This window comes from Mycobacterium dioxanotrophicus, from assembly GCF_002157835.1.
GTDB classification, from domain to species: Bacteria; Actinomycetota; Actinomycetes; order Mycobacteriales; family Mycobacteriaceae; genus Mycobacterium; species Mycobacterium dioxanotrophicus.
The window spans coordinates 1,336,304-1,358,541 of sequence record NZ_CP020809.1; the positions used below are offsets into that span (position 1 = coordinate 1,336,304).

The following is a 22,238-nucleotide window of genomic DNA, read 5'->3' on the forward strand; positions in this document are numbered from 1 at the left end:
AGCATTGCGTGCCAGGCTGGGGCCATGGCTGCGAATCAGACTCCGCGCCGTCAGCCCCTCCGCGCCGACCTCGTCCTGTCCGGCGGCGGCGTCAAGGGCATCGGTCTGGTGGGTGCCGCCGTCGCGCTGAAGGACGCCGGGTATGAGCTCCAGCGGATATCGGGCACGTCGGCGGGCTCGCTGGTCGGAGCCGTGGTGGCCGCGGCGGCGCAAGGCGATCAGCTGACCAGCGAGCAGCTGCGCGAGCTGGCGCTGGACGTGCCCTATCGGAAGTTCCGGGACAGCGGTCCGATCGAACGCATCCCGATCCTGGGACCGGCATGGGGGTTGCTGCGTGAGACCGGGATCTACCGCGGGGATTTCGCGCACGCCTGGATGCGCACCGAACTGAAGAACCTGGGCGTCAGCACCTTTGGCGACATGGCCATCGACGACGACCAGCTGCCGCCGGAGCGACGGTACCGCCTGGTCGTCACCACGGCCGACCTGACATCGGGCCAATTGGTGCGGTTGCCCTGGGATTATCGACGGCTCTACGGTCTGGACCCGGACGAACAGTTGGTGGCCGACGCCGTGCGCGCCTCGATGGCGATTCCGTTCCTGTTCCAGCCGGTCACCCTCGAAGGCGTCGGTGGGGAGCAGTACACGCTCGTCGACGGCGGCGTGCTGTCCAACTTCCCGATCGATTCCTTCGACCGGGCCGACGGCAAAGTGCCGCGGTGGCCCACATTCGGCGCGACCGTGATTCCGTATCTGCCTGCGCCGACGATCGAGCAGCTGATTCCCGGGCTGGGGCCACTGCACGGACCGCCACTGCTGGAGAGCCTGATCACCACCATGCTGGTCGGCCACGACCAGACCTACCTCAGTCAACCGTGGGTGAAGGTGCGGGCGATCCAGGTGGATTCGACGGCCACCGGGGTGCTCGACTTCGACATCACCCGAGACGAAGCCGAGGTGCTCTACGACAACGGGTATCAGGCGACCACCGACTTCCTGTCCACCTGGAACTGGCCAGCCTACGTCGAGCGGTTCCGCGCGGCTCATCGGATGAGCTGATCCGCGATGCGTCGTCTGCTGGTCGGCATGGTCGTGTTGGGTGTGGTCGTCGCGCTGCAGGGAGGTTGCGCGACGGCTCACACGTCGTCGCCGCCGGCACCCATACCGTCGACCCCGCCGATGGGGTGGAATTCGTGGAATTCCGGCATCGCCCTCACGGAGAAGAACATCGACGACACCATCGATGCGATGGTGTCGTCCGGCATGCGTGAGGCCGGCTACCGCTACGTCAACATCGACGCGGGTTGGGCTGCGCCGCAACGGGATTCCAACGGCGAGTTGCAGGCGGACCCGGTGCGCTTCCCCGACGGCATGGCTGCGGTGGCCCGTCACGCTCACGACCGCGGCATGCTGCTCGGGCTTTACGCAAGCCCGTTCGACGAGCGCTGCAGCGCCCAACCCGCGCTCGCCAGTGCCGGGCATGAGGACACCGATGCGCACGAGTTCGCCGACTGGGGTGTGGACTACCTGAAGTACGACTGGTGCCGCGACGAGGCCGACCACACGCACCAGGTGAAGGTGTTCACCGCGATGCGGGACGCGTTGCGCGCGACCGGTCGTCCGATCCTGTACAGCATCAACCCGAACAGCTCCGACGACCCGACCGCAGGTTCCCGCTACGACTGGTCCGATGTCGCCGACATGGCCCGAACCACAACCGATCTGGTGCCGGTATGGCGGGACACCATGCCCTCGCTCGGGCCGACGGATCCGTTCGGTGACCACGACTTCCTCGGCACACCGGACCAATTCGACGCCGCCGCACGGGTTGTCGGGCCGAGCAAGCGCGGGTATTGGACCGATCCCGACGCCCTCGTCGTCGGAGTGAGCTGGAGCGATTTCGTCGCACACCACCTGCAAGCGGTCCGCAACCATCTGAAGGAAAGCCCCACCGAACTGCCCGACGATCAGCTCAGCCAACTTCTGCTCAGACAACCCGATATGACCGCCGCCGAACAGCGGGCGAACCTGTCGCTGTGGGCCATGCTCTCGGCGCCGCTGATCGCGGGCAACGATGTTCGGTCCATCGATGCCCAGACCCGGGACATTCTCATCAACCCCGACGTGATCGCGATCGACCAGGATCCGTCGGTCAGCCCAGCACGGTCGATGGCCGATCCTCGAGTCCTGGTCAAGCCGCTCTCCGACGGCACGGTGGCGGTCGCGCTGTACAACTCCGCCGATACGCCCCAGAACATCTCCACGACGGCCGTGCAGATCGGGATGGGCCCGGCAACCTGCTATGCGGTCCGAGATCTGTGGGCCCGCACCAAAACCCACACCCTCGACGTCATCGGCCGAGAGCCGGTGCCCCCGCACACGGTGACGCTGCTCAAGGTCAGTCCGGGGTGTCGGTAGGCGTCTCGGACGGTATCTCGTCGACGGGGACGGGACGCAGCAGCGCCCACCCGATGAATATCGCCGATACGGCGATCAGCACCAGACCCACCCACCAGTTGGCGCTGGTTCCGACGTAGAGGTCGACCTTGTTGTGAGCATTGGACGGCGAATGCGGCCCGAGCACTGCGGGCGCGAACCCGGCGATGGTCAGGAGCACGCCGAAGATGCCCAGCAGTGCACCCACGATGTTGCGGATGTCGAACAGGCGCGCAAACACGGGCACCTCCTAGTGGAACACGATGTTGAGGACGACGACGCAGGCCAGCATCACGCCGGCCAGCGGAACGGGCTTGAGGTACCACGGCTTTCCGGCATCCTCGGGATCGCCGAACAGCTTCACCGGGGTCTGCGAGTAGACCAGCCCGGTCAGCTCTGCCTCGGGTTTCGGCGCGGTCACCAGGCTCACCACGATGCTGACGACGATGTCGACGACGAACGCGGCGCTGGCGGCCAGGAACGGCATGCCTTGCCCCGGCAGGTCGATCACCCCGGCCTTGGACAGCGCGAAAACGGTGATGGCCGACAGTGTTCCGGCCACCAGACCGGTCCAGCCGGCGGTCGCCGTCATCCGCTTCCAGAACATGCCGAGGATGAACGTCGCGAACAGCGGCGCGTTGAAGAAGCCGAACAGCGTCTGCAGGTAGTCCATCAGGTTGGAGTAGCCAGAGGCGATCAGCGCGGTGAAGATCGCCAGCACCGTCGCGGCCACGGTCGCGAACCGGCCGACCTGGATGTAGTAGTGGTCGGGGCGGTCCTTGACTACGTACTGCTGCCAGATGTCGTAGCTGAACACCGTGTTGAACGCTGACACGTTGGCCGCCATACCGGCCATGAACGACGCGATCAGGCCGGTGACCGCCACGCCGAGCAGGCCGTTGGGCAGGATGTCGCGGACCATGAGCAGGATGGCGTCGTTGTAGGTGACCTGGCCGCTGCCGGTCGATTTCAGCTGTATCACGTCGCCGATGGTGGCCGCGGCGATCATGCCGGGCAGTACCACCACGAACGGGATGAGCATCTTGGGGAACGACCCGATGATCGGCGCTCGACGTGCCGCCGACATCGAGCTGGACGCCATGGCGCGTTGCACCTCGACGAAGTTGGTGGTCCAGTAGCCGAACGACAGCACGAAGCCGAGGCCGAACACGATGCCGATCACCGACCACACGGGGCTGGTGAAACCGCTGAGCGCCTGACCAGGCCAGGTGGTGAGCTGGTCGTGGGTGCTGGCGGTCACCGAGCCGCCGGCCTTGACGGTGTCGATCACCTTGTCTCGCAGACCGTTCCAGCCACCCACTTTGATGAGCCCGAAGATCGTCAGCGGCACGAGTGCGGCGAGGATGACGAAGAACTGCAGAACTTCGTTGTAGATCGCGGCCGAGAGCCCGCCCAGCGCGGTGTAGGTCAGCACGATCGCCGCGGCGACTATCAGCGAAATCCATTGCGACCAACCGAGCAACGCGTTGATCACTGTCGCCAGCAAGAACAGGTTGACCCCGGCGATCAGCACCTGCGCAACGGCAAAGCTGATGGCGTTCACCAGGTGGGCGCCGGGGCCGAAGCGTCGGCGCATGAATTCGGGGACGCTGCGCACTTTGGAGCCGTAGTAGAACGGCATCATGATGACGCCGAGGAACAGCATCGCCGGGACGGCGCCGATCCAGTAGTAATGCATTGTGGCCAGGCCGATTTGGGCGCCGTTGGCGGACATGCCCATGATCTCCACCGCGCCCAGGTTCGCCGACACGAACGCGATACCGGTGACCCACGCGGGTAGCCGGCGGCCGGACAGGAAGAAATCGAGACTGGAGGTGATCTGGCTGCGGGCCAGAAGGCCGATGCCGAGCACGAATACGAAGTAGATCGCGATCAGCGCGTAGTCGAGTATGCCGACGTTCAAGTGCAGGACGTTGGTATTCGTTTTCGCTCCTTCGTCCAGAGGTCAGGAAAGATACTAGTGTTCGGAACTGTGACGGAGCCGACACATTGGAAACTGGCCGACGGGCGCGACCTGTTTTTCTTCGCGCTGCCAGGACATGTGCCCGCCCCGGTGCCTGATCAGCGGCCGCTCGGCCCGGGCGGGTCGCACCCGACCGAACTGCGTTTCGACCGGACGACCGGGCAGTGGGTGATCATCGCGGCCGCGCGGCAGGACCGCACCTACAAGCCGCCGCCCGATCAATGCCCGCTGTGTCCGGGGCCGACGGGTGAGACCAGCGAGATCCCCGCGCCGGACTACGACGTGGCGGTGTTCGAGAACCGGTTCCCGAGCCTGGCGGGGGAGGGCGTGGTGGCTCCGCCCGCCGACGCCGGGTTCGTCGCCGCGGCCGGCTACGGGCGCTGCGAGGTGATCTGCTTTACCAGCAACCACACGGGTTCGTTCAGCGAGTTGCCGCTCGTGCATGCCCGGTTGGTGGTCGACGCGTGGCGGCACCGCACCGCCGATCTTCTCAAACGGACCGGTGTCGAGCAGGTCTTCTGCTTCGAGAACCGCGGCGAGGAGATCGGCGTGACGCTGACCCATCCGCACGGCCAGATCTACGCGTACCCCTACCTGACGCCCCGGACGGAGGTCATGCTGCGGCAGGCCACCGGCTTCCGGGAGACTCACGGCGGCAACCTCTTTGCCTCGCTGCTGGCCGCCGAACAGGCGAACGGACAACGCCTGGTGGCGCAGAACGACCTGTTCACCGCGTTCGTGCCGTTCGCGGCCCGCTGGCCCGTGGAGGTGCACATCTACCCGAACCGGCTGGTGCCCAACGTCGTTGAGCTCTCCACCGCCGAGTGCGACGCGCTGGCCTCGATTTACCTCGACGTGCTGGGCCGCTTCGACCGCATGTACTCGGCGCCCCTGCCGTACATATCGGCGCTGCACCAGTATTCGGGCGCCGGTGTGCAGGGTGACGGATACTTCCACATCGAGCTGATGTCGATCCGCCGCAGCGCCACCAAGCTGAAATACCTGGCGGGTTCCGAATCGGCCATGGATGCGTTCATCGGCGACGTGACGCCTGAGAGCGTGGCGCAGCGGCTGCGGGAGCTGGCATGACCGTCCGATACTCCGCTCCGGGCCGGGTCAACCTGATCGGCGAACACACCGACTACAACCTGGGATTCGCGCTGCCGATCGCGTTGCCGCAGCGCACATCGGTGGTCTTCGACTCGGATACCTCTGACGTGCTGGAGGTTTCGAGTGCGTTGGGCGACGGCCCGGTGCGGGTTCCGCTTGCGACGAAGCCCGGCGAGGTTGCGGACTGGGCCGGCTACGTCGCCGGGGTGGTGTGGGCGCTGCGCTGCGCCGGGCATGCCGTACCGGGCGGGACGATGTCGATCACCAGTGACGTCGAGGTGGGCTCGGGGCTGTCGTCGTCAGCGGCGTTGGAATGCGCGGTCCTCGGCGCCCTGCTCACCTCGGCCGGGATCGAACTCGACCGCATCGAGCAGGCCCGGATCGCCCAGCGCGCCGAGAACGAGTACGTCGGCGCGCCAACAGGTCTGCTCGACCAGCTGGCATCCCTGTTCGGGGAACCCGGCCAGGCCATGCTCATCGACTTCCGCGACGTCACCGTCCAGTCGGTGCCGTTCGCGCCGGAATCGTCCGGCACGGCGCTGTTGTTGATCGACTCGCGGGCCCGGCACGCCCACGCCGGCGGCGAGTACGCGGCCCGGCGCGCGTCGTGTGAACGCGCAGCGGCCGCCCTCGGTGTGGCGTCGCTGCGGGAGGTCTCCACGGCCTCGGCGCTGCAGGCCGTCAAGGATCCCGTCGATGCCCGGCGGGCCCGTCACATCGTGACCGAGAACCAGCGTGTACTCGAATGCGTTGCGGCGATGGCGGCTTCGGACTTCACCGCGGCCGGTGCGCTGTGGACCGCGTCGCACGAATCGATGCGCGACGACTTCGAGATCACCACGCCGCACCTCGACCTCATCGCGGCGAGCGCCGTGCAGGCCGGCGCGTTCGGGGCGCGGATGACCGGCGGTGGCTTCGGTGGGTGCGTCATCGCGCTCGTGCCCGAGGAGCGGGTTGACGACGTCACTGACGCGGTGCTGCGCGCGGTGCGCGATGCGGGCTATCAGGAACCGCTCGTCACGAGGACGCACGCGGGCGGCGGCGCGGGGCTCGGGGATTCGGCGTAGCACCGGGCGCCGGATCGTCCGCCATGTCTGTTCCAGACACTGTGGCGAGCGTGCAGCCTGTCGCGGTACTTCGTGCGTCTGAGCGCAAGAACCTGCACGTTCGCCACAGTGCGCGCAACGTAGTTTAGGGCCCAGATTCCCGGGTAGCCATGCGCCGATCAAGCCGATGGAACCGACGGACGGGGAATTGCTGTGAAAGCGGTAACGTGGCATGGGCGACGTGACGTACGGGTGGACACCGTCGCGGATCCGAAAATCGAACAACCCGATGACGCGATCATCGAAGTCACCTCCACCAACATCTGCGGTTCCGACCTGCATCTTTACGAGGTGCTCGGTGCCTTCATGCACGAGGGCGACATCCTCGGCCATGAGGCCATGGGCATCGTGACCGAGGTCGGTTCGTCCGTCGGCGATCTGTCCGTCGGTGACCGGGTGGTGGTGCCGTTCCAGATCTCCTGCGGCCACTGCTACATGTGCGACCGGCAGCTCTACACCCAGTGCGAGACCACCCAGGTGCGCGAACAGGGCAAGGGCGCAGCGCTGTTCGGCTACTCCGAGCTCTACGGCGAGGTGCCCGGCGGGCAGGCGGAATACCTGCGGGTGCCGCAGGCTCAGTTCACCCACATCAAGGTGCCCGACGGACCGCCCGACTCGCGATTCATCTATCTGTCCGACGTGCTGCCGACCGCCTGGCAGGCGGTCGCCTACGCCGACATCCCCGACGGCGGATCCGTCACGGTCCTCGGTCTCGGCCCCATCGGCGACATGTCGGCACGCATCGCCAGCCATCTCGGCTACCGGGTCATCGCGGTCGACCGGGTTCCCGAGCGGCTGCTGCGCGCGGAGGCCCGCGGCATCACCACCGTCGACCTCGACACCCTCGACCGCACCCTTGGCGACGAGATCCGGTCGATGACCGCCGGACGCGGCACGGATTCGGTGATCGACGCGGTGGGGATGGAGTCGCACGGCTCACCGGTCGCGCAGGTCATGCAGCGGGTGACGGCGGCGTTGCCGGACATGATCGCGAAACCCATGATGCAGGTGGCGGGACTCGATCGGCTCGACGCGCTGTACTCGGCGATCGACATCGTGCGCCGCGGCGGCACCATATCGCTCATCGGGGTGTACGGCGGCAGCGCGGACCCGCTGCCCATGTTGACGATGTTCGACAAGCAGGTGCAGCTCCGGATGGGGCAGGCCAACGTGAAGAAGTGGGTCGACGACATCATGCCGCTGCTCACCGCGGACGATCCGCTGGGCGTCGACACCTTCGCGAGCCACGTTCTGCCGCTCGACGACGCGCCGCGGGCCTACGAGATGTTCCAGAAGAAGCAGGACGGCGCCGTCAAGATGATGCTGAAGCCGTGAGCCGCTAGCGCAGCTTGACCATTCGCGTCGTCGAACTCTCGTCCAATTCGACGACGTCGGCGCGTGACCGCAGGAAATCACTGAAAGACCGGAAACCCAGGGACTTCTCGCTGAACGACGGATCCATGCGCTTCATCTGCGCCTTGACCGCCGAATTGTGCAGCCACTCCACGTCGTCCTTCTCCAGCCCGATCCGCAGGGCGCGGGTGAGCAGCGCGGTGGCCTCGGCCTGCGGGTCCGGTTCGGCAGTTTTGCGGGTGCGCTTCTGCTGCTTGGGTTCTGGGGCCGGTTCCGGGGTGGGAACGCCGGGAAGCGCGTCGTAGATCACGAATTCGTCGCACGCCGCGGCCAACGCGCGGCTCGACGAGCCCGCGACCCCGATGCCGACGACGTAGCGGCCCAACCGCTTGCAGCGTTGAGCGAGCGGAATGTAGTCGGAGTCGCCGGCCACGATCACCACATGCGTCAGGTCGGGCAGCCGGAACATGTCCTCCACGGCATCGACCGCGAGCCGGATGTCGGCGCCGTTCTTGCCATATGCCGCGGCCGGGAACAACTGCACCAGGTCGACCGCGCGCCCGACGAGCTGCTCGCGGTATCCCGCGTTGACGTCGGCCGACCAGTCCGCGTAGGCGCGGGTGAGCACCAGGGTGCCGAAGGACGACGCGAAGTCGAGGATCGCGGCGACGTCGACGGTGGCCTTGGTGAGCTTGTCCGCCTCGAGTCCCTTGGCCTTGTCACGCTGAAACGAGCTGCGGCCGTTGACCTGGTCATAGCGCGAGATGACGATGTTGTCGAAGTCGAGGTAGACCGCGACGCGGGTGGCGGGTTCGGTCATGAACTCAGTCTGGCGTATGAATGCCCGACTGTGCTGATTTGGACCCGTGCCGGCCTGGGTAGTCCTACAGTTATTGCTGTCACCTCAAGGGGCCATGATGGGGAGGTTGTCCCGGTCTTCGTGGAATTTGAGGTGGCGGTCCCTCACCTGATGCCCGCCAGATGGTAGGTCTTCGGGTGAACGACCAAGTACACCTCGAAGAAGGAGTAAGGGACCGCCATGAAGACCGTACCTACTGTTCGCCTCGCTGACACGACCGACGCCGCCGGGTTGCCTGAGCTGCCGGAGGAGATCCGGCTGGCGATGACCAGCATCGCCGGGGCGGCCCGGGAGGGGTTGTTGGCGATGAGCGTGGCCGCCGGGATGGCGGTGATGCAGACGATGTTTGAGGCCGAGATCGCCGCGGCGTGCGGGCCGAAGGGCAAGCACGACGCTGACCGGATTTCGGTGCGCCACGGCAGTGGGAAGGGGTCGGTGACCCTTGGTGGTCGGCGGGTGCCGGTGGCCCGGCCGCGGGCACGCACTCTGGATGGGAGCGAGGTGGCGCTGAGCACCTATGCGCACTTCGCCGCCGATGACCTGCTGACCCAGGTGGTGATGGAGCGGATGCTGGCCGGGGTGGCCACCCGCCGGCACGCCCGCACTGCGGAGCCGGTGGGCGCCCAGGTCGGCGAGGAGGCGAAATCGACTAGCCGCTCGGCGATTTCGCGCCGATTCGTGCGCCAGACCGAGACCGCGCTGGGCGAGCTGATGAGCCGCGACTTGAGCGAGCTGGACATCAAGGTGCTCATGTTGGATGGGGAGCACATGGCCCAGCGGTGCGTGGTGGTCGCGCTGGCGATCACCGCCGACGGAACGAAGGTCCCGGTCGGGCTGTGGGACGGCTCCACGGAGAACAAGACCGTGGTCCGCTCGCTGCTGGCCGACCTGGTCGAGCGCGGCCTGGCCATCGACGATGGGCTGCTGGTCGTCTGCGACGGCGCCAAGGCGCTGTCCGCGGCGGTGCGTGAGGTGTTCGGCGCCAAGGCCCTCATCCAAAGATGTACCTTGCACAAGCGGAGAAATGTCGCTGATCATCTGCCCGACAAGGACAAGGCCTGGGTGGACGCCAAGTTGGTCAAGGCCTTCGCCCACCCTGACCCAGACACCGGGTTGCGCAACGCGAAAAGCCTTGCCGGGCAACTTGGTAAGAACTATCCCAGTGCGGCCGCCAGCCTGCGCGAGGGGCTGGAGGAAATGTTCACTGTCGCCCGCCTCGGCATCGACGGCCGCCTCGCCAAGACGTTGACCACGTCCAATCCGGTCGAGTCGATGATCTCCATCGCCCGGACCACCAATCGCAACGTCACCCGCTGGCGCGACGGGCAGATGGTGCTGCGCTGGACCGCGGCCGGCATGCTCAACGCCGAACGATCCTTCCGTCGCATCAAGGGCCACAAGCAGATGCCCCAGCTCGTCGACGCCCTGCGCCGACACGCTCACCCCGACACCGGCGCCGACACCAAATCTGTCGGTGCCGCCGCCTAGAGTTCATCGTGGATCGTCACCCAAATTCCACGCGACTCGGGACATGCTCATGATGGGTGCAAAGACTACAGGCGATGGATTGACCGACGTCGTAGTGACGGCGGCGGTATCGACGACTGCGCTGGCGGCGGAGGCCGAGGAAACCTGGCAGTTGTTGTTGGAGGGCCGCACTGGTATCCGCGACCTCGACAGACCGTTCGTGACCGAATTCGATTCGCCCGTGCGGATCGGTGGACAGCTCACCGAGAATATCGAAAGTCTTCTGAGTCGCGTTGAACGCAAACGGCTTTCGTACACCGGCCAGATGGCGACGGTGCTCGGCCGGCGACTGTGGGAGAGCGCCGGGGCGCCCGACGTCGATACCCGGCGGCTGCTCGTGTCGATCGGCCTGGCGCTGGGTTCGACCGAAGAACTGACCCTGCAGTACGACACCTGGCTGCAGAAGGGATTGCGCGCCGTGCCGCCGACCGCGATCCCGAAGTACATGCCGAACGGGGCGGCTGCCGCGGTCGGTTTGGAGCGGCAAGCCAAGGCGGGCGTCATCTCTCCCCTGATGGCCGACGCATCAGGGGCCTCGGCCATCGCGCACGCGTGGCGGCACATCATCTTCGGCGACGCCGACGTCGCCATCTGCGGCGGCGTCGAATCGTGGATCGAGGCGGTGCCGGTCGCGGCGTTCTGCCAGTTGGGCATGCTGTCGACCTACAACCAGGATCCGTCTGCCGCGTGCCGTCCGTTCGACGCCGACCGCGACGGCATGGTGTTCGGTGAGGGCGGCGCGTTGATGCTCATCGAGACCGAAGAGCACGCCAAGGCGCGTGGCGCGCCTGTTCTCGCCCGCCTCATGGGCGTCGGCATCACCTGCGACTGTTACGACGCTGTCGAATTGGACCCCGAAGGCGAGCGGGCCGGTGCCGCGATCAGCCGGGCCATCGAGCTGGCCGGCCTCACGCCGGCCGACATCGATCACGTCAACGCGCACGCCACCGGAACAGTCGCCGGGGACCAGGCCGAGGCGCACGCCATCCATCGGGCCCTCGGCGCGCAGACACCCGCGGTGTACGCACCCAAAGCTGCGCTGGGACACTCGCTGGGAGCCGCGGGCGCGGTGGAGGCGGTGCTGACGGTGCAGGCCCTGCGCGACGGTGTCATCCCGCCCACGCTGAACCACAAGAACCACGATCCCGAGATCAACCTGGACGTGGTGGCCGACCAGCCGCGCCGCGGCCGCTTCCACTACGCAATCAGCGACTCGTTCGGATTCGGCGGCAACAACGTCGCGTTGGCGTTCGGCGCGTACTAGTTCCGCTTGGCGAGAGTGAACTGCGCGACCTCGGCGATCCCGCGGCGGAAGAAGTCGGCACATCCGGTCAGGTAGTGCATGTACCGCTCGTACACCTCGGTCGAGGTCGTGGCGATCGCCGCGTCGCGGTGCTCGGCGAGATTCGCCGCCCAGGTGTCGAGCGTGCGGACGTAGTGCGGATTCATCAGTTGCAGCTCGACGGTCGAAAAGCCGGAACCGGAGGAGTATTCGAGCACATCTTCATCGGAGGGCAGCTGGCCGCCGGGAAAGATCTCCTTGCCGATGAACCGGGTGAACTTCATGTCGCTGATGGTCACCGGGATGGCGTGCTCGCGCCAGTAGTTGATGGGATGGGTGAAGATCGTTTCCAGCACCATCGATCCGGTGGCGGGTAGAACGCGGTGCGCCATGTCGAAAAACGCTGCGTACCGGGACTTTCCGAATGCTTCGAAGGCCTCGATGCTGACGATGCGGTCCACGGGATCGTCGTACTGTTCCCAGCCCCGCAGGTGCACCTGGTGTGACCGATCGCTGGCGACGGTGTCCAGAAGGCTTTGTGTGTACGCGTGCTGATTCCTGCTCAACGTCAGGCCGACGACGTTGACGTCGTACTTCTCGATGGCGCGCCTCATCAGCGCACCCCAGCCGCACCCGACGTCGAGCAGTGTCATGCCGGGCTGCAGTCCGAGTTTGTCGAGGGCAAGGTCGATCTTGGCCAGCTGAGCCTCTTCGAGTGTCATGTCGTCGCGCGCGTAGAACGCGCAGCTGTAGGTCCGCGACGGGTCCTGGAAGAGTCCGAAGAAGTCGTTCGAGAGGTCGTAGTGGGCCTGCACGTCCTCGAAGTATGGCCGCATCTGCGCCGTAGCCGTGCTGCTCTCAGCCATCGGATGACCCCCTCTGTGATTGAGTTATGTTTTCTCGCAGGTGAATTGGCAGACGTCGGTGTAGCCCTTGCGGAACAGGTCCGCGCAGCCCGTCAGGTACTTGAGATACCGCTCGTAGACCTCGTCGGAGGTGATCGCGATGGCCTCGTCCTTGTGGGCTTCCAGATTGGCGGCCCAGGTGTCCAGGGTGCGCACGTAATGCGGACGCAGGCGTTGCTTGCGGGTCACGTCGAATCCTGCTGTGGTGGCGTGGTCTTCGACCATCGCGATCAGCGGTATCCGACCGCCCGGATAGATCTCGGTGACGATGAACCTGAAGAACCGCATCAGTGACATGGTGGTCGGCAGTCCCAGTTCGGCGACCTCTTCCTTGCTGGTGGAGACGATGGTGTGCAGCAGCATCACGCCGTCGTCGGGCAGCAGCTCATAGGTCTTCTTGAAGTAGTCGTCGTACTTCTCGAAGCCGAAGTGCTCGAAGGCTCCGATCGAGACGATCCGGTCGACGGGCTCGGTGAAGTCTTCCCACGGTTGCAGCCGAACCTCTTTGCTGCGCAGGCTGTCAGACTCCGCGAAACGTGCCTCGATGTGCGCGAGCTGATTGTGCGAGAGCGTCAGGCCGATGACGTTGACGTCGTATTTCTCCACCGCGCGCATGATGGTCGAGCCCCAGCCGCAACCGATGTCCAGCAACGTCATACCTGGTTGCAGGCCCAGTTTGCCAAGGGCCAGATCGACTTTCGCCATCTGCGCCTGCTCCAACGTCATGTCGTCACGTTCGAAGTAGGCACAGCTGTAGGTCTGGGTGGGGTCTTGCCACAGTCGGAAGAAATCGTTGGACAGGTCGTAATGAGAGCGGACTTCGTCCGCCGTCGACCCGTGCCGCTCGCTGGGGCGGGCGCCGATGAAAGGTGTTGTGGTTTTATCGCATCGGGTAGCTGTCACTATCCGCCGCCCGTCTATTGGCAGGATTCGATAGCTGACTGACGTACCGCTTCTTCATACGCCGTTTCGGAACATTACTCCGCTAATTGCCTGGTGGCCAGAGTTCCCACTAAGCTTGTGAAAGGCGCTGTGCACAAATGTGTTTGGTCAGGTGAGCCGTTCCATTGCGCGGCGCGTTGGCACGCTGGTCGTTTCAGGGGCCGCCGGGGTGTGTGGGGTGGGACGTCGTCAAGGATTTTGACGACGTCCCCCATCAACACTGACCTACGGCGTCAGCGCCACCGTGACGCCGCCGGAGAACAGCGAGTCGTGCAGCTCGATGCTCGTCGGGACCGCGCCCAGCGGCATGTCGTAGACCAGCTTGACGTCGACGGTGTTACCCGGGTTGATGTCATCCCACACAGGAATGTCGGAACTGCCCAACGCGATCTGCGCTGATGAGTCACTGTCAAAACTGCGGCCCTGCCCGTCGAACAGCTTCTGATTCGACGGGCTGAACCCCTGCGCCCGGTCGCCTATGTTCTCGACACTGAGCGAAATGACGACGAACTGGCCCTGGGCCTTCTCGATGAGATACGGGTTGTCGCCGACTTCGGTCAGGCCGGCCTGAACCGTCTTGACGACGAACTCGAACTTTCCGTCGCGTACCGGGCTGTTCATCGTGGCCCGCGATTCGGGCTTCTCGGGGGCCGATGCTGCGGCGGTTGTGGTCCGTGATGACGTGTTGTCGGTCTTCGTGTCATTGCTCGACAGTGTCGGCGTTGCGATGAGGAGCGCGACGCCGGCGGCGACGACCCACGGCCATTTGCGCTTCTTGGCCTGCTGCGGATGGGAGCCGTAGGGCGCCTGCTGCGGGTAGGGACTGGTCATCGTGATCATTCCTTCTGTGACTGGTGCCCGGCGCCGACGCCAGGCGAACAGACGAACGTAAACGACGCCACCGACAAGTCGACGCGAACCGTTCCCCCGATCGGGGGACAGGTGATTCGGCCGGTGTAGGGGCCGGTCGGTCGATGGTTGGCGGCCTCGGATGGCGGCATTCTTGTTTCAACGCCGGAACACACCGGATGAAATCCGAAAAGCCTTATCCGACAAAGGAGTCGACATGACCATCGCCCGCCGCTTCGCCGCTGGTTTCACCCTCGCCGCCGCCCCGGCGATCATCTTCCTCGGTGCCGCTTCGGCGCACGCCGACGCTTCGGTGGCCAGCCATGGCCCGTCGGTCAGCCGTCACGAGGCTTTCCCGCATCAGGACAACGCCCCCAAGCCGGGCACCTCGGTGCATCATCACCACCAGCGCAACCACCACGCCAAGTGACCGGCGCGGTCGGCGCAGCGCTAAGTCGTTCGAACGGCGGATATTGACGCGCGGGACGACGCGGCAGTCTTGATACAAAAACCGAAGTGGACGGTTGCGTCCACTTGTCGGTGGGTATTGCAACGATGTCGGGTTCACGTCATGGAGATGGATTGAGGTTCGGTGATCGGCATGGGAGCTCGGCAGGATGCGCTGGTACACATTCTGGTCGAGGCGGGCTATAAGCCGGCAGCGACGCGATCCATGCGCCCACACCTGAAAAGCTTGCGACCGCAAGATCAGGCGGAGATCCTGCGGTTGTACCGTGCCCTCGGCGGCACGCTCGACGAGCCTCGGCTGCGGCCCGGCCCATGGGATTGCGTGCTCGAAGGCGGCCTGATCGTCGAGCTCGACGAAAGCCAGCACTTCAACCGGTACCGCAGGAAAACGCTGGAACAGGCGTGGGCCCAACGGCTGCCCTGGTGCGAGGCCTACATGCGGTATTGCGTGCAGTACGAGAGCGCATGTGCCGCGGAGCGGGGCTGGGGCAGCTACTGGACGAGCATCGCGACGGAGCGGTTGTTCGGGCCTGCCGGGCCCGCCCGGCTGCTCGAAGGCGCCGGGTCGCCGCGCTGGAAACAGCGCGCACTCTATGACGCGATGCGTGACATCGCCGCGGCCGGTTCCGGGGTCCGGCTGGCGCGGCTGGCCGTCTACGACGTGATCGGCGGCGCGTCGCTCGCCGAGTTGCTCGACGGTAAGCCGGTCGACCGGGATGCGCTGCGGGCGTTCATCGACGAGCGGACCGCGCGGGGTTAACGCTGACAACCACGCCAAGTAACCAGTCGGATCATCGCCGGCAGCGCGCCCGCAGCATGTCATGCTGGGCAGTGTTCTCCGGGCACGGATCACTGGCTTTCCGTGTGCCCGAGCGTAATTGCCCGATGCGAGCGATGACGTCGTCGTAGCTCAACCCCGCCTCGGCGAGCAGGCACCCGATGACCGTTCCGGTGCGCCCCTTCCCACCCCAGCAGTGCACGTACACCGTCCGGCCCGCGTCCAGTTCAGAATGGATGCGGGCCAGGATCGTGTCGTAGCCCGCGTGGTCGAGCACGCCGAAGTCGGGGATCGGGTGTGCGAAGTACCGCACCGAACGTCCGGCCGCCTCGGCCGCCGCGTCGAGGCGCTCGCGGTACGGCGTCAGGTGGTCTTGGTCTGTGGTGAGGTCGATGATGGTGTCGACGCCGGCGTCGACCAGGACGCGCACCTTGGCGTCGGCTTTCTCGGGTGTGGCGGCGCCCGGGTATTCACCGGCCAGGAGTCGGTGCGGCTGCACCCACCAGGCGTGCAAGACCTCGTCGTGCGGCCACCGCGTGGCGGTCGCCCGAAATCCGTTGCGCACGAGTCGGTTTATTCGGCCGGGGTCAGCTTGATCGCGGCGAGGTGCAAGCGGTCTGCTGCCTCGGTGAACTCCGCCAGCGTCGGGATGCGCTGGTCGCGGAATCCCAGACCCATCATGCGCTGGGCACGTTTGGCTCCGTAGGACTCGGCGCAGCGATGGTACAAGTCGGCGACGGTCGCGCGATCCTCGATGAGCTCGCCCCGCATGGTCGTGGTCTTGCCGTCGTGGAGCACTTCGGCGGGTGCGCCGTCGCGGAAGTTGTTCTTCCAGGCCGCGTCGGTCAAGGCGTAGAGGGTGTTGTCGATGCGGTGGGCGCTCAAGGGGATCTCATACTGCCGTCCGGTCTTTCGACCGCGTACCGTCACGACCATGAGCTGGTTGCGCGCGGGGCCGGCGAGCGGGGTGCGCAGTAGCAACCGCATGGCCGGATTCATGACGCGGAGCATCGTGGCCGAAGGATGAGCCAGGGTGACCGCGGATGACTGTTCTGTCATAACTCCACGGTAGGCCGATCGCTCGAGGCTGCCCAGAGTGTCGGCGGATTATGATTGCCCGCCTCGGCCCCGTGCGAGACCATGGCGGTATGGCCGGCTTCGTGACGGTCCGGGCCTATGCCGAGCTGAACGACTTCCTGGGCTCCGCATCGCGGGGCCTGACTGTGCGCCGCCCGTTTCGGAGCCATCAGACGGTCAAGGATGTGCTGGAGGCCATGGGCATACCGCACACCGAGGTCGACCTGATCCTGGTGAACGGGCATCCGGCCGGCTTCGAGCACCGCCCGGCCACCGGCGACCGTATCGCGGCATATCCCATGTTCGAGGCCCTCGACATCGGGACGACGGCCCGGCTGCGGCCGGTGCCGCTGCGGGATCCGCGGTTCGTGATCGACGTGAACCTCGGCCGGTTGGCGCGGTTGCTTCGGCTGCTCGGTTTCGACGTGTGGTGGTCGAATGACGCCGACGACGGCACGCTGGCCGATATCAGCCGCACAGAGCATCGCATCCTGCTGACCCGCGACCGTGGCCTGTTGAAGCGGCGCGCGATCACGCACGGCTTGTTCGTCCACTCCCAGCAGGCGGAGGAACAGACCCTCGCGGTGATCCGGCGGCTGAACCTGCAGCGGCGCCTGGCGCCGTTCACCCGGTGCGTGCAGTGCAACGGCCGGTTGGCCGCGGTGCCGAAGGAGGAGGTGCTGGACCAGCTCGAGCCGCTGACCCGCCGCTATTACGACGAATTCAGTCGCTGCCCCGACTGCGGACGGATCTACTGGCGCGGATCACATTTCGCAAAGCTGACCGGCATCGTCGAGCGACTGCGAGAGCAGCTGTGAGGGTCAGCCCAGCGGCGGCAGCGGATAGATGATCGGCGCCTGCGACGACTCCGGCGGCGCGATCGCCTTGACCTGCCCGCCCTGGATCTGCACCAGCATCGGGTTGAGCGCGGTGTTGTTGTGGAAGTGGTCGCCCTCGGTGGCGAACTTGATCGGCCCGTAGAAGGTCTGCAGGTCGGTGGCTGCGATCAGGTCGTTGAGCTTGCCGCGCGCGTCCTCCGACAGGGCCGGCGACTCACCCAGCTTCTCGACCGCAGCCTGCAGCACCCGCCCGGCGGCGCTGCACCCGGCCGCGGTGTAATCCGGCGGCGAGCTGTACTTCTGCTCGAAGGCCTTCGCGTAGTCGCCGGCCGAGCCGAACAGGTCGTCCTTGAACGTCGCCGTCGGCAACCACACCGAGATACCCATCACGCCGTCGGCTTGGCGGCCAAGCGCTTTCGCGAAGGAAGCGTCGGTGATGCCGTAGTGCTCGATAATCGCCTTCGGGGTGTAGCCCGTCGCTGCCATCGCCTTGACGAAGTCGACCAGCAGCACGTCATGGCCGCCGACCGCCACGATGTCGGGCTTCTGCGCCGCGACCACCTGCGCGACGGGCGCCAGGTCGGCGTTGGGCGGGAACAGCGAGAAATGGACCACGTTGAGCTTGGCTGCCTCGGCGCCCGACCGGAAACCGTTGGCGGTGTCGCTGGAGAACGGTTCGTTGGCGCCGACGACGGCTGCGCTGACCGGCTTCGGGTTCGCGGTGTCCACGATCGACTGGATCGAGCGGGCCGCCGTCAGGTCGACCGCGGGGATGACGCCAAAGGTGAACGCGGGCTGCTTCTTCCAGATGTTGGGTGACTCCGCCGAGCCGGCGATACACGGCACCTTGTACTTGGCGCAGATGGGGTCCATCGCGAGCTGCACGCCGCTGGTGTAGGCGCCGAAGACGGCGTTCACGCCGTCCTGGGTGATCAGGCGGGATGCCGAGTCGGCACCGGTGGCGGGATCGCTCTTGCAGTCCTGCACTATCAGGTCGACCTTGTACTTCTTGTCGCCGATCGCCAAGCCGCCCTTGCTGTTCACCGTGTCAGCCCAGAATTGGTAGCCACGCTGGGCGATTTGGCCACCGGTGGCGGATTCACCGGAGAGCTCCAGCACGGCACCGACCTTGAACGTGTCCGACGTTCCACCACCGCCCTTTTCGCCGCCGCACGCTGCGAGCACGCTCGGGCCGACCACCACGCCGCCTGCGACGAGGCCGGCCCGGGTCAGGAAGAGTCGACGGTTGATGTTGTGGGACATGGTGATTCCTCTCATTCAGCGGCCCCCCAGATAGAGGTGCATGAGTTCACGGTCGTCCTTGACGTCGGCGGGGGTGCCCTCGAAGCGGTTGCGTCCGGCCACCAGGACGTACATCCGGTCGGCCACCCGCATCGCCTCGCGGATGTTCTGTTCGATCATGATCACGCCGACGCCGCGGCGCGCCAGCTCGGCCGCGCGGGCCAGCACGTCGCCGACGAGCTTGGGGGACAGGCCCGCCGACGGTTCGTCGAACAGCAGGAACCGTGGGTTCAAGATGAGGGCACGGGCGATCGACAGGATCATCTGCTCGCCGCCCGAGAGCTGGCCGGCCGGCACGCCGTACCGTTCGCGCAGCCGGGGAAACTCCTTGAGCAGCTCGTCGATTCGCTCGTCGAGCTGCTTGCGGGAGCGGATGGTATAGCCGCCGATGCGCAGGTTGTCGCGAACCGAGAGGTGCGGGAACACCCCGCCGCCCTGCGGCATCATTGCCAGCCCGCGGCCGAGGGTGCGGTGTGACGGCAGATGGGTGAGGTCATCGTCGTCGATGCTGACGCGGCCGGCCCACGGATCGATCACTCCCACCATGGCTTTCAAGAGCGTGCTCTTGCCGCAGCCATTGGGCCCGAATATGCAGGTGACCTCGCCGGTGCGGGCCGTCAGCGACACCTCGTGCAGGATCTGCACGCTGCCGTAGCCGGCGTCGAGGTTCTCGACGGTAATCTCACTCACTCGTCGGCACCCCCAGATACGCTTCCATGACATGCGGGTCGTGAGAGATTTCGTCAAAGCTGCCCTGCGCCACGATCTTTCCCGCATCCATCACCAGAATCCGGTCGCAGATGTCCTGCGCAAGTTCCATGTCGTGCTCGATCACCAGGAACGTCGTGCCCTCGTCGCGCAGCACACGGATGGCGTCGAGCATGATCTGGCGCAGCCGCGGATGCACCCCGGCGGCCACCTCGTCGAGCAGTGCGACTTTCGGTTTGCGCATCAGCACCCGGCCCATCTCCAACAGCCGCTGCTGACCACCGGAGAGGCTGCTCGCGAGATCCTCGGCGACATGGGTGAGTTCGAGGCGTTCCAGCACCGCGTCCGCGTCGGCGCGGGCGTTGTCCCAGTCGAACTGCACAGCGGCGGTCCACAGGTTTTCCCGCACGGTCATGTTCACGAACAACGCCGGGATCTGAAACGTGCGGGCCAGGCCGGCCCTGGCGATGCGGTGGGCGGCCAAGCGGGTGATGTTCTGGTTGAACAGCGTCACGGTGCCGCTGTCGGGTTTGATGGTGCCGGTGAGCAGGTTGAACAACGTGCTCTTGCCGCTGCCGTTGGGGCCGATGATGCCGACGATCTCGGCCTGCTCCACCTCGAACGTGACGCCGTCGACGGCGCGGATGCCGCCGAACGCGCGGAAGAGATCGTTCACCTGCAATACGCTCATGGTCGGGCCTTCTGGGGCACGACGCGGCCAAGCAGCTGGCGTACCAAGCGCATTCGTCGGGTCCGGCGCACCAGGCTGACCAGACCGTCGGGCAGGAACAGCACCACCGCCATCACCAGGGCGCCGACGATGATGATGTAGGCGGTGGTCTCGCCGTAGCTGACCCGCAGTTGCTCCTGCAGCAGGAACAACGCGGTCGCGCCGAGCGCCGGGCCCCACGCGTGACCGAGGCCGCCGACGAGCACCATCACCACCAGCTGGTCGGTGATCAGGGTGTTCAGCACGCTGGCCGGGTTGATGAAGGTGATCCAGTACGCGTTGATGCCGCCGAGCACGGCCGGGATGATCGCGCTGAGCATGAAGGCCTCGATCTTCACCAGCGTGGTGTTGATGCCCTGCGCGCGGGCAGCGATCTCGTTGTCGCGCACCGCCTTCACCCGAAAACCGAAACGGGACCGTTCCAGCAGCAGGTAGCACACGGCGTAGGCGATCGCCGCCGCGGCGAGCATGGTGTAGAAGAAGAAGTTGTCGTCGTTGCGGATCGGTGTGCTCAGGCCGGCCGAGCCGCCGGTGAAGCCGAGGACTGTGGTGAGTTCGCGGACCGCCTCGGCCAGGGCCCACGTCGCGATGGCGAAGTACGCGCCCTTGAGCCGCAGCGCGGGCCACCCGACCAGTGCCGCAACGGCACCGGCGATGACGGCCGCCACCGGCAGTGTCGCCCAGAAGTTCCAATGGTGTTGCGGCTGCATCAGAATCGCCGTGGTGTAGGCGCCGATACCGAAGAACGCGACGTGGCCGAAGCTGATGTAGCCGGCGTAGCCGCAGATCACGTTCCAGGACAAGGCGATCCCGGCCCACAAAGCGACGCCGGTCGCCACCCGGATGTAGTACGGCGACGTCATCATCGGCAGCAGGCACAGGGCAGCGACGACGACGGCGAGCACGCCGAGGTTGAGGTATGGGTTGCCTCCGGATGCCGGCCTGTTTCTCATGCCAGGCCTCGCCGCGAGATGCCTTGCGGGAACAGCAACAGCGCGAGGAACAAGACGCCGAACACCACCAGCAGGGTGTAGTTGGCGCCCACGTACGTCGTCACCACCGACTGCAGCACCCCCAGGAACAAGCCCGCCGCCAGCACGCCGACCACCGAGCCCAGCCCCGCCAACACCACCACGAAAAACGCGAACAACGTATAGCGCAGACCGACTTCCGGCGTCATCGCGTAGATGGCGCCCAGCAATGCGCCTGCCATCGCGGTCAGGCCGGTGTAGATGGCGTAGACCAGGCTGCTGATCCGCTTGACGTCGATGCCCATCAACCCCGCGTTTTCTTTGCTCTGCGCGGTGGCCCGGATCGCCAGACCCGTTCGGGTATAGAACAAGAACGCCAGGAACAGGCCCGTCGCGATCACCGCGAACACGAAGCCGGCCACCCGGATCGCGGGTGCGGTGATGCCCAGTAGTTCGATGTTGCCGGGAAAGAAGCTGGTGCGCACCGTGCGTGGGTTGTACCCGAACGCCGTGAGCAGCCCACCGCGGATCAGCGTGGCGAGCCCGAACGTGAACGCCAGCCCCATCAATGCGGGCAGGGCGTACTTACTGGTCCGGACCCGATAGATCAGCGGCGCGATGAGCCAGCCGACGATCCCGAACACCACGAACACCGCCGGCAGCAGGACGAACGCATCGACCTTGAGCGCCTCGCTGGCCACGATCACGGCGTATGCGCCGATGACCACCCACATACCGACGGCGAGATCGACGACGTCCAGGACTCCGAACGACAGCGAGAAGCCGATGCTGATCGCGACATAGAGGCCACCGATGAGGATTCCGCCGACAAGCGCTTGCACGAGTTCGGCCATGGAGTCCTTTCGACAGGGCGGTCAGGACTCTTCGGAGCGTATCCACGGCACGGGGGAGTTATCAGCAGATCACGCGGATTGGCTGGGCGACAGAGACTGTCGGAACGTTGCTCCCACTCTCACTATAGGGCCGGTGGTGGGGCTTGCGGCAAGGCCCC

At 66.0% G+C, this 22,238-nt stretch carries 23 protein-coding genes; 10 read left to right on the forward strand and 13 right to left on the reverse strand.

The annotated features are described in order from the left end of the window. Positions 1-24: 24 nt before the first annotated feature. Both BTO20_RS06540 and BTO20_RS06545 read left to right on the forward strand, forming a co-directional pair. Positions 25-1,059, forward strand: coding sequence for a patatin-like phospholipase family protein (locus BTO20_RS06540; RefSeq protein WP_087074380.1), 1,035 nt, complete (start codon positions 25-27; stop codon positions 1,057-1,059). Between the two features lie 6 nt (positions 1,060-1,065). Further along, positions 1,066-2,418: a glycoside hydrolase family 27 protein gene (locus tag BTO20_RS06545; RefSeq protein WP_232491068.1), complete on the forward strand. Its 1,353-nt coding sequence runs from the start codon at positions 1,066-1,068 to the stop codon at positions 2,416-2,418. Here BTO20_RS06545 and BTO20_RS06550 read toward each other — a convergent pair. Both BTO20_RS06550 and BTO20_RS06555 read right to left on the reverse strand, forming a co-directional pair. After that, positions 2,399-2,677, reverse strand: a complete 279-nt coding sequence (locus tag BTO20_RS06550) for an Asp23/Gls24 family envelope stress response protein (RefSeq protein WP_157680152.1) — start codon at positions 2,675-2,677, stop codon at positions 2,399-2,401. The two genes, BTO20_RS06545 and BTO20_RS06550, sit on opposite strands and share 20 nt — an antisense overlap. Positions 2,678-2,686: 9 nt before the next feature. Then, entirely contained in the window at positions 2,687-4,399 is a 1,713-nt protein-coding gene (locus tag BTO20_RS06555; protein WP_087074382.1) for a sodium:solute symporter family protein, read from the reverse strand. Positions 4,400-4,429: 30 nt separating this feature from the next. Between BTO20_RS06555 and galT the strand changes: the two genes are divergently transcribed. The 3 genes from galT (at position 4,430) to BTO20_RS06570 (ending at position 7,971) form a co-directional block, all read left to right on the forward strand. Continuing rightward, complete coding sequence (gene galT / locus BTO20_RS06560; RefSeq protein ID WP_198344275.1) at positions 4,430-5,509, forward strand: galactose-1-phosphate uridylyltransferase; 1,080 nt, start codon at positions 4,430-4,432, stop codon at positions 5,507-5,509. After that, a complete protein-coding gene (locus BTO20_RS06565) occupies positions 5,506-6,597 on the forward strand; it encodes a galactokinase (RefSeq protein ID WP_087074386.1) in 1,092 nt (363 codons plus the stop codon). Before galT ends, BTO20_RS06565 begins: the two co-directional genes overlap by 4 nt. A 192-nt stretch (positions 6,598-6,789) precedes the next feature. Continuing rightward, complete coding sequence (locus BTO20_RS06570) at positions 6,790-7,971, forward strand: zinc-dependent alcohol dehydrogenase (RefSeq protein WP_087074388.1); 1,182 nt, start codon at positions 6,790-6,792, stop codon at positions 7,969-7,971. A gap of 4 nt (positions 7,972-7,975) precedes the next feature. Here the strand turns inward: BTO20_RS06570 and BTO20_RS06575 are convergent, their stop codons facing one another. Further along, positions 7,976-8,809 (reverse strand): NYN domain-containing protein, encoded by an 834-nt coding sequence (locus tag BTO20_RS06575; RefSeq protein ID WP_087074390.1) that lies wholly within the window; start codon positions 8,807-8,809, stop codon positions 7,976-7,978. A gap of 219 nt (positions 8,810-9,028) precedes the next feature. On the opposite strand from BTO20_RS06575, the gene BTO20_RS06580 reads away from it, so the two are divergent. Next, on the forward strand, positions 9,029-10,336 hold the full coding sequence (locus BTO20_RS06580) for an IS256-like element ISMtu1 family transposase (protein ID WP_006242193.1): 1,308 nt from the start codon (positions 9,029-9,031) through the stop codon (positions 10,334-10,336). 52 nt (positions 10,337-10,388) lie between these two features. After that, positions 10,389-11,639, forward strand: a complete 1,251-nt coding sequence (locus BTO20_RS06585; protein ID WP_087081710.1) for a KasA/KasB family beta-ketoacyl-ACP synthase — start codon at positions 10,389-10,391, stop codon at positions 11,637-11,639. On the opposite strand, the gene BTO20_RS06590 is transcribed toward BTO20_RS06585, so the two are convergent. The 3 genes from BTO20_RS06590 to BTO20_RS06600 form a co-directional block, all read right to left on the reverse strand. Then, positions 11,636-12,523, reverse strand: a complete 888-nt coding sequence (locus BTO20_RS06590; RefSeq protein WP_087074392.1) for a cyclopropane mycolic acid synthase family methyltransferase — start codon at positions 12,521-12,523, stop codon at positions 11,636-11,638. The genes BTO20_RS06585 and BTO20_RS06590 overlap by 4 nt on opposite strands. A gap of 24 nt (positions 12,524-12,547) precedes the next feature. Then, positions 12,548-13,426, reverse strand: coding sequence for a cyclopropane mycolic acid synthase family methyltransferase (locus tag BTO20_RS06595; RefSeq protein WP_198344472.1), 879 nt, complete (start codon positions 13,424-13,426; stop codon positions 12,548-12,550). A gap of 303 nt (positions 13,427-13,729) precedes the next feature. Then, entirely contained in the window at positions 13,730-14,335 is a 606-nt protein-coding gene (locus BTO20_RS06600) for a DUF4352 domain-containing protein (protein ID WP_232491070.1), read from the reverse strand. Positions 14,336-14,570: 235 nt separating this feature from the next. On the opposite strand from BTO20_RS06600, the gene BTO20_RS06605 reads away from it, so the two are divergent. Both BTO20_RS06605 and BTO20_RS06610 read left to right on the forward strand, forming a co-directional pair. Beyond that, positions 14,571-14,783 (forward strand): hypothetical protein, encoded by a 213-nt coding sequence (locus BTO20_RS06605; RefSeq protein ID WP_087081712.1) that lies wholly within the window; start codon positions 14,571-14,573, stop codon positions 14,781-14,783. 171 nt (positions 14,784-14,954) lie between these two features. Continuing rightward, on the forward strand, positions 14,955-15,581 hold the full coding sequence (locus tag BTO20_RS06610; RefSeq protein ID WP_087074398.1) for a DUF7255 family protein: 627 nt from the start codon (positions 14,955-14,957) through the stop codon (positions 15,579-15,581). A 31-nt stretch (positions 15,582-15,612) separates the two neighbouring features. Here BTO20_RS06610 and BTO20_RS06615 read toward each other — a convergent pair whose 3' ends face one another. Next, positions 15,613-16,164, reverse strand: a complete 552-nt coding sequence (locus BTO20_RS06615; RefSeq protein WP_198344276.1) for a protein-tyrosine phosphatase family protein — start codon at positions 16,162-16,164, stop codon at positions 15,613-15,615. Positions 16,165-16,172: 8 nt separating this feature from the next. Further along, positions 16,173-16,658 (reverse strand): hypothetical protein, encoded by a 486-nt coding sequence (locus BTO20_RS06620; RefSeq protein WP_087074400.1) that lies wholly within the window; start codon positions 16,656-16,658, stop codon positions 16,173-16,175. An 89-nt stretch (positions 16,659-16,747) separates the two neighbouring features. Between BTO20_RS06620 and BTO20_RS06625 the strand changes: the two genes are divergently transcribed. Beyond that, on the forward strand, positions 16,748-17,494 hold the full coding sequence (locus tag BTO20_RS06625; protein ID WP_087074402.1) for a Mut7-C RNAse domain-containing protein: 747 nt from the start codon (positions 16,748-16,750) through the stop codon (positions 17,492-17,494). Between the two features lie 3 nt (positions 17,495-17,497). Here the strand turns inward: BTO20_RS06625 and BTO20_RS06630 are convergent, their stop codons facing one another. From BTO20_RS06630 to BTO20_RS06650, 5 genes are read right to left on the reverse strand one after another with little or no spacing between them, the layout of a single operon-like run. Continuing rightward, positions 17,498-18,778 (reverse strand): amino acid ABC transporter substrate-binding protein, encoded by a 1,281-nt coding sequence (locus BTO20_RS06630; RefSeq protein ID WP_232491071.1) that lies wholly within the window; start codon positions 18,776-18,778, stop codon positions 17,498-17,500. Positions 18,779-18,793: 15 nt separating this feature from the next. After that, on the reverse strand, positions 18,794-19,507 hold the full coding sequence (locus BTO20_RS06635; RefSeq protein ID WP_087074404.1) for an ABC transporter ATP-binding protein: 714 nt from the start codon (positions 19,505-19,507) through the stop codon (positions 18,794-18,796). Further along, positions 19,500-20,216 carry an ABC transporter ATP-binding protein gene (locus BTO20_RS06640; protein ID WP_087074406.1) on the reverse strand — a complete coding sequence of 239 codons (717 nt, stop codon included), beginning with the start codon at positions 20,214-20,216 and terminating at the stop codon, positions 19,500-19,502. Before BTO20_RS06640 ends, BTO20_RS06635 begins: the two co-directional genes overlap by 8 nt. Continuing rightward, a complete protein-coding gene (locus BTO20_RS06645) occupies positions 20,213-21,208 on the reverse strand; it encodes a branched-chain amino acid ABC transporter permease (protein ID WP_087074408.1) in 996 nt (331 codons plus the stop codon). The genes BTO20_RS06640 and BTO20_RS06645 overlap by 4 nt, the downstream gene beginning before the upstream one ends. Further along, positions 21,205-22,080 (reverse strand): branched-chain amino acid ABC transporter permease, encoded by an 876-nt coding sequence (locus BTO20_RS06650; RefSeq protein WP_087074410.1) that lies wholly within the window; start codon positions 22,078-22,080, stop codon positions 21,205-21,207. Before BTO20_RS06650 ends, BTO20_RS06645 begins: the two co-directional genes overlap by 4 nt. Positions 22,081-22,238: the final 158 nt, after the last annotated feature.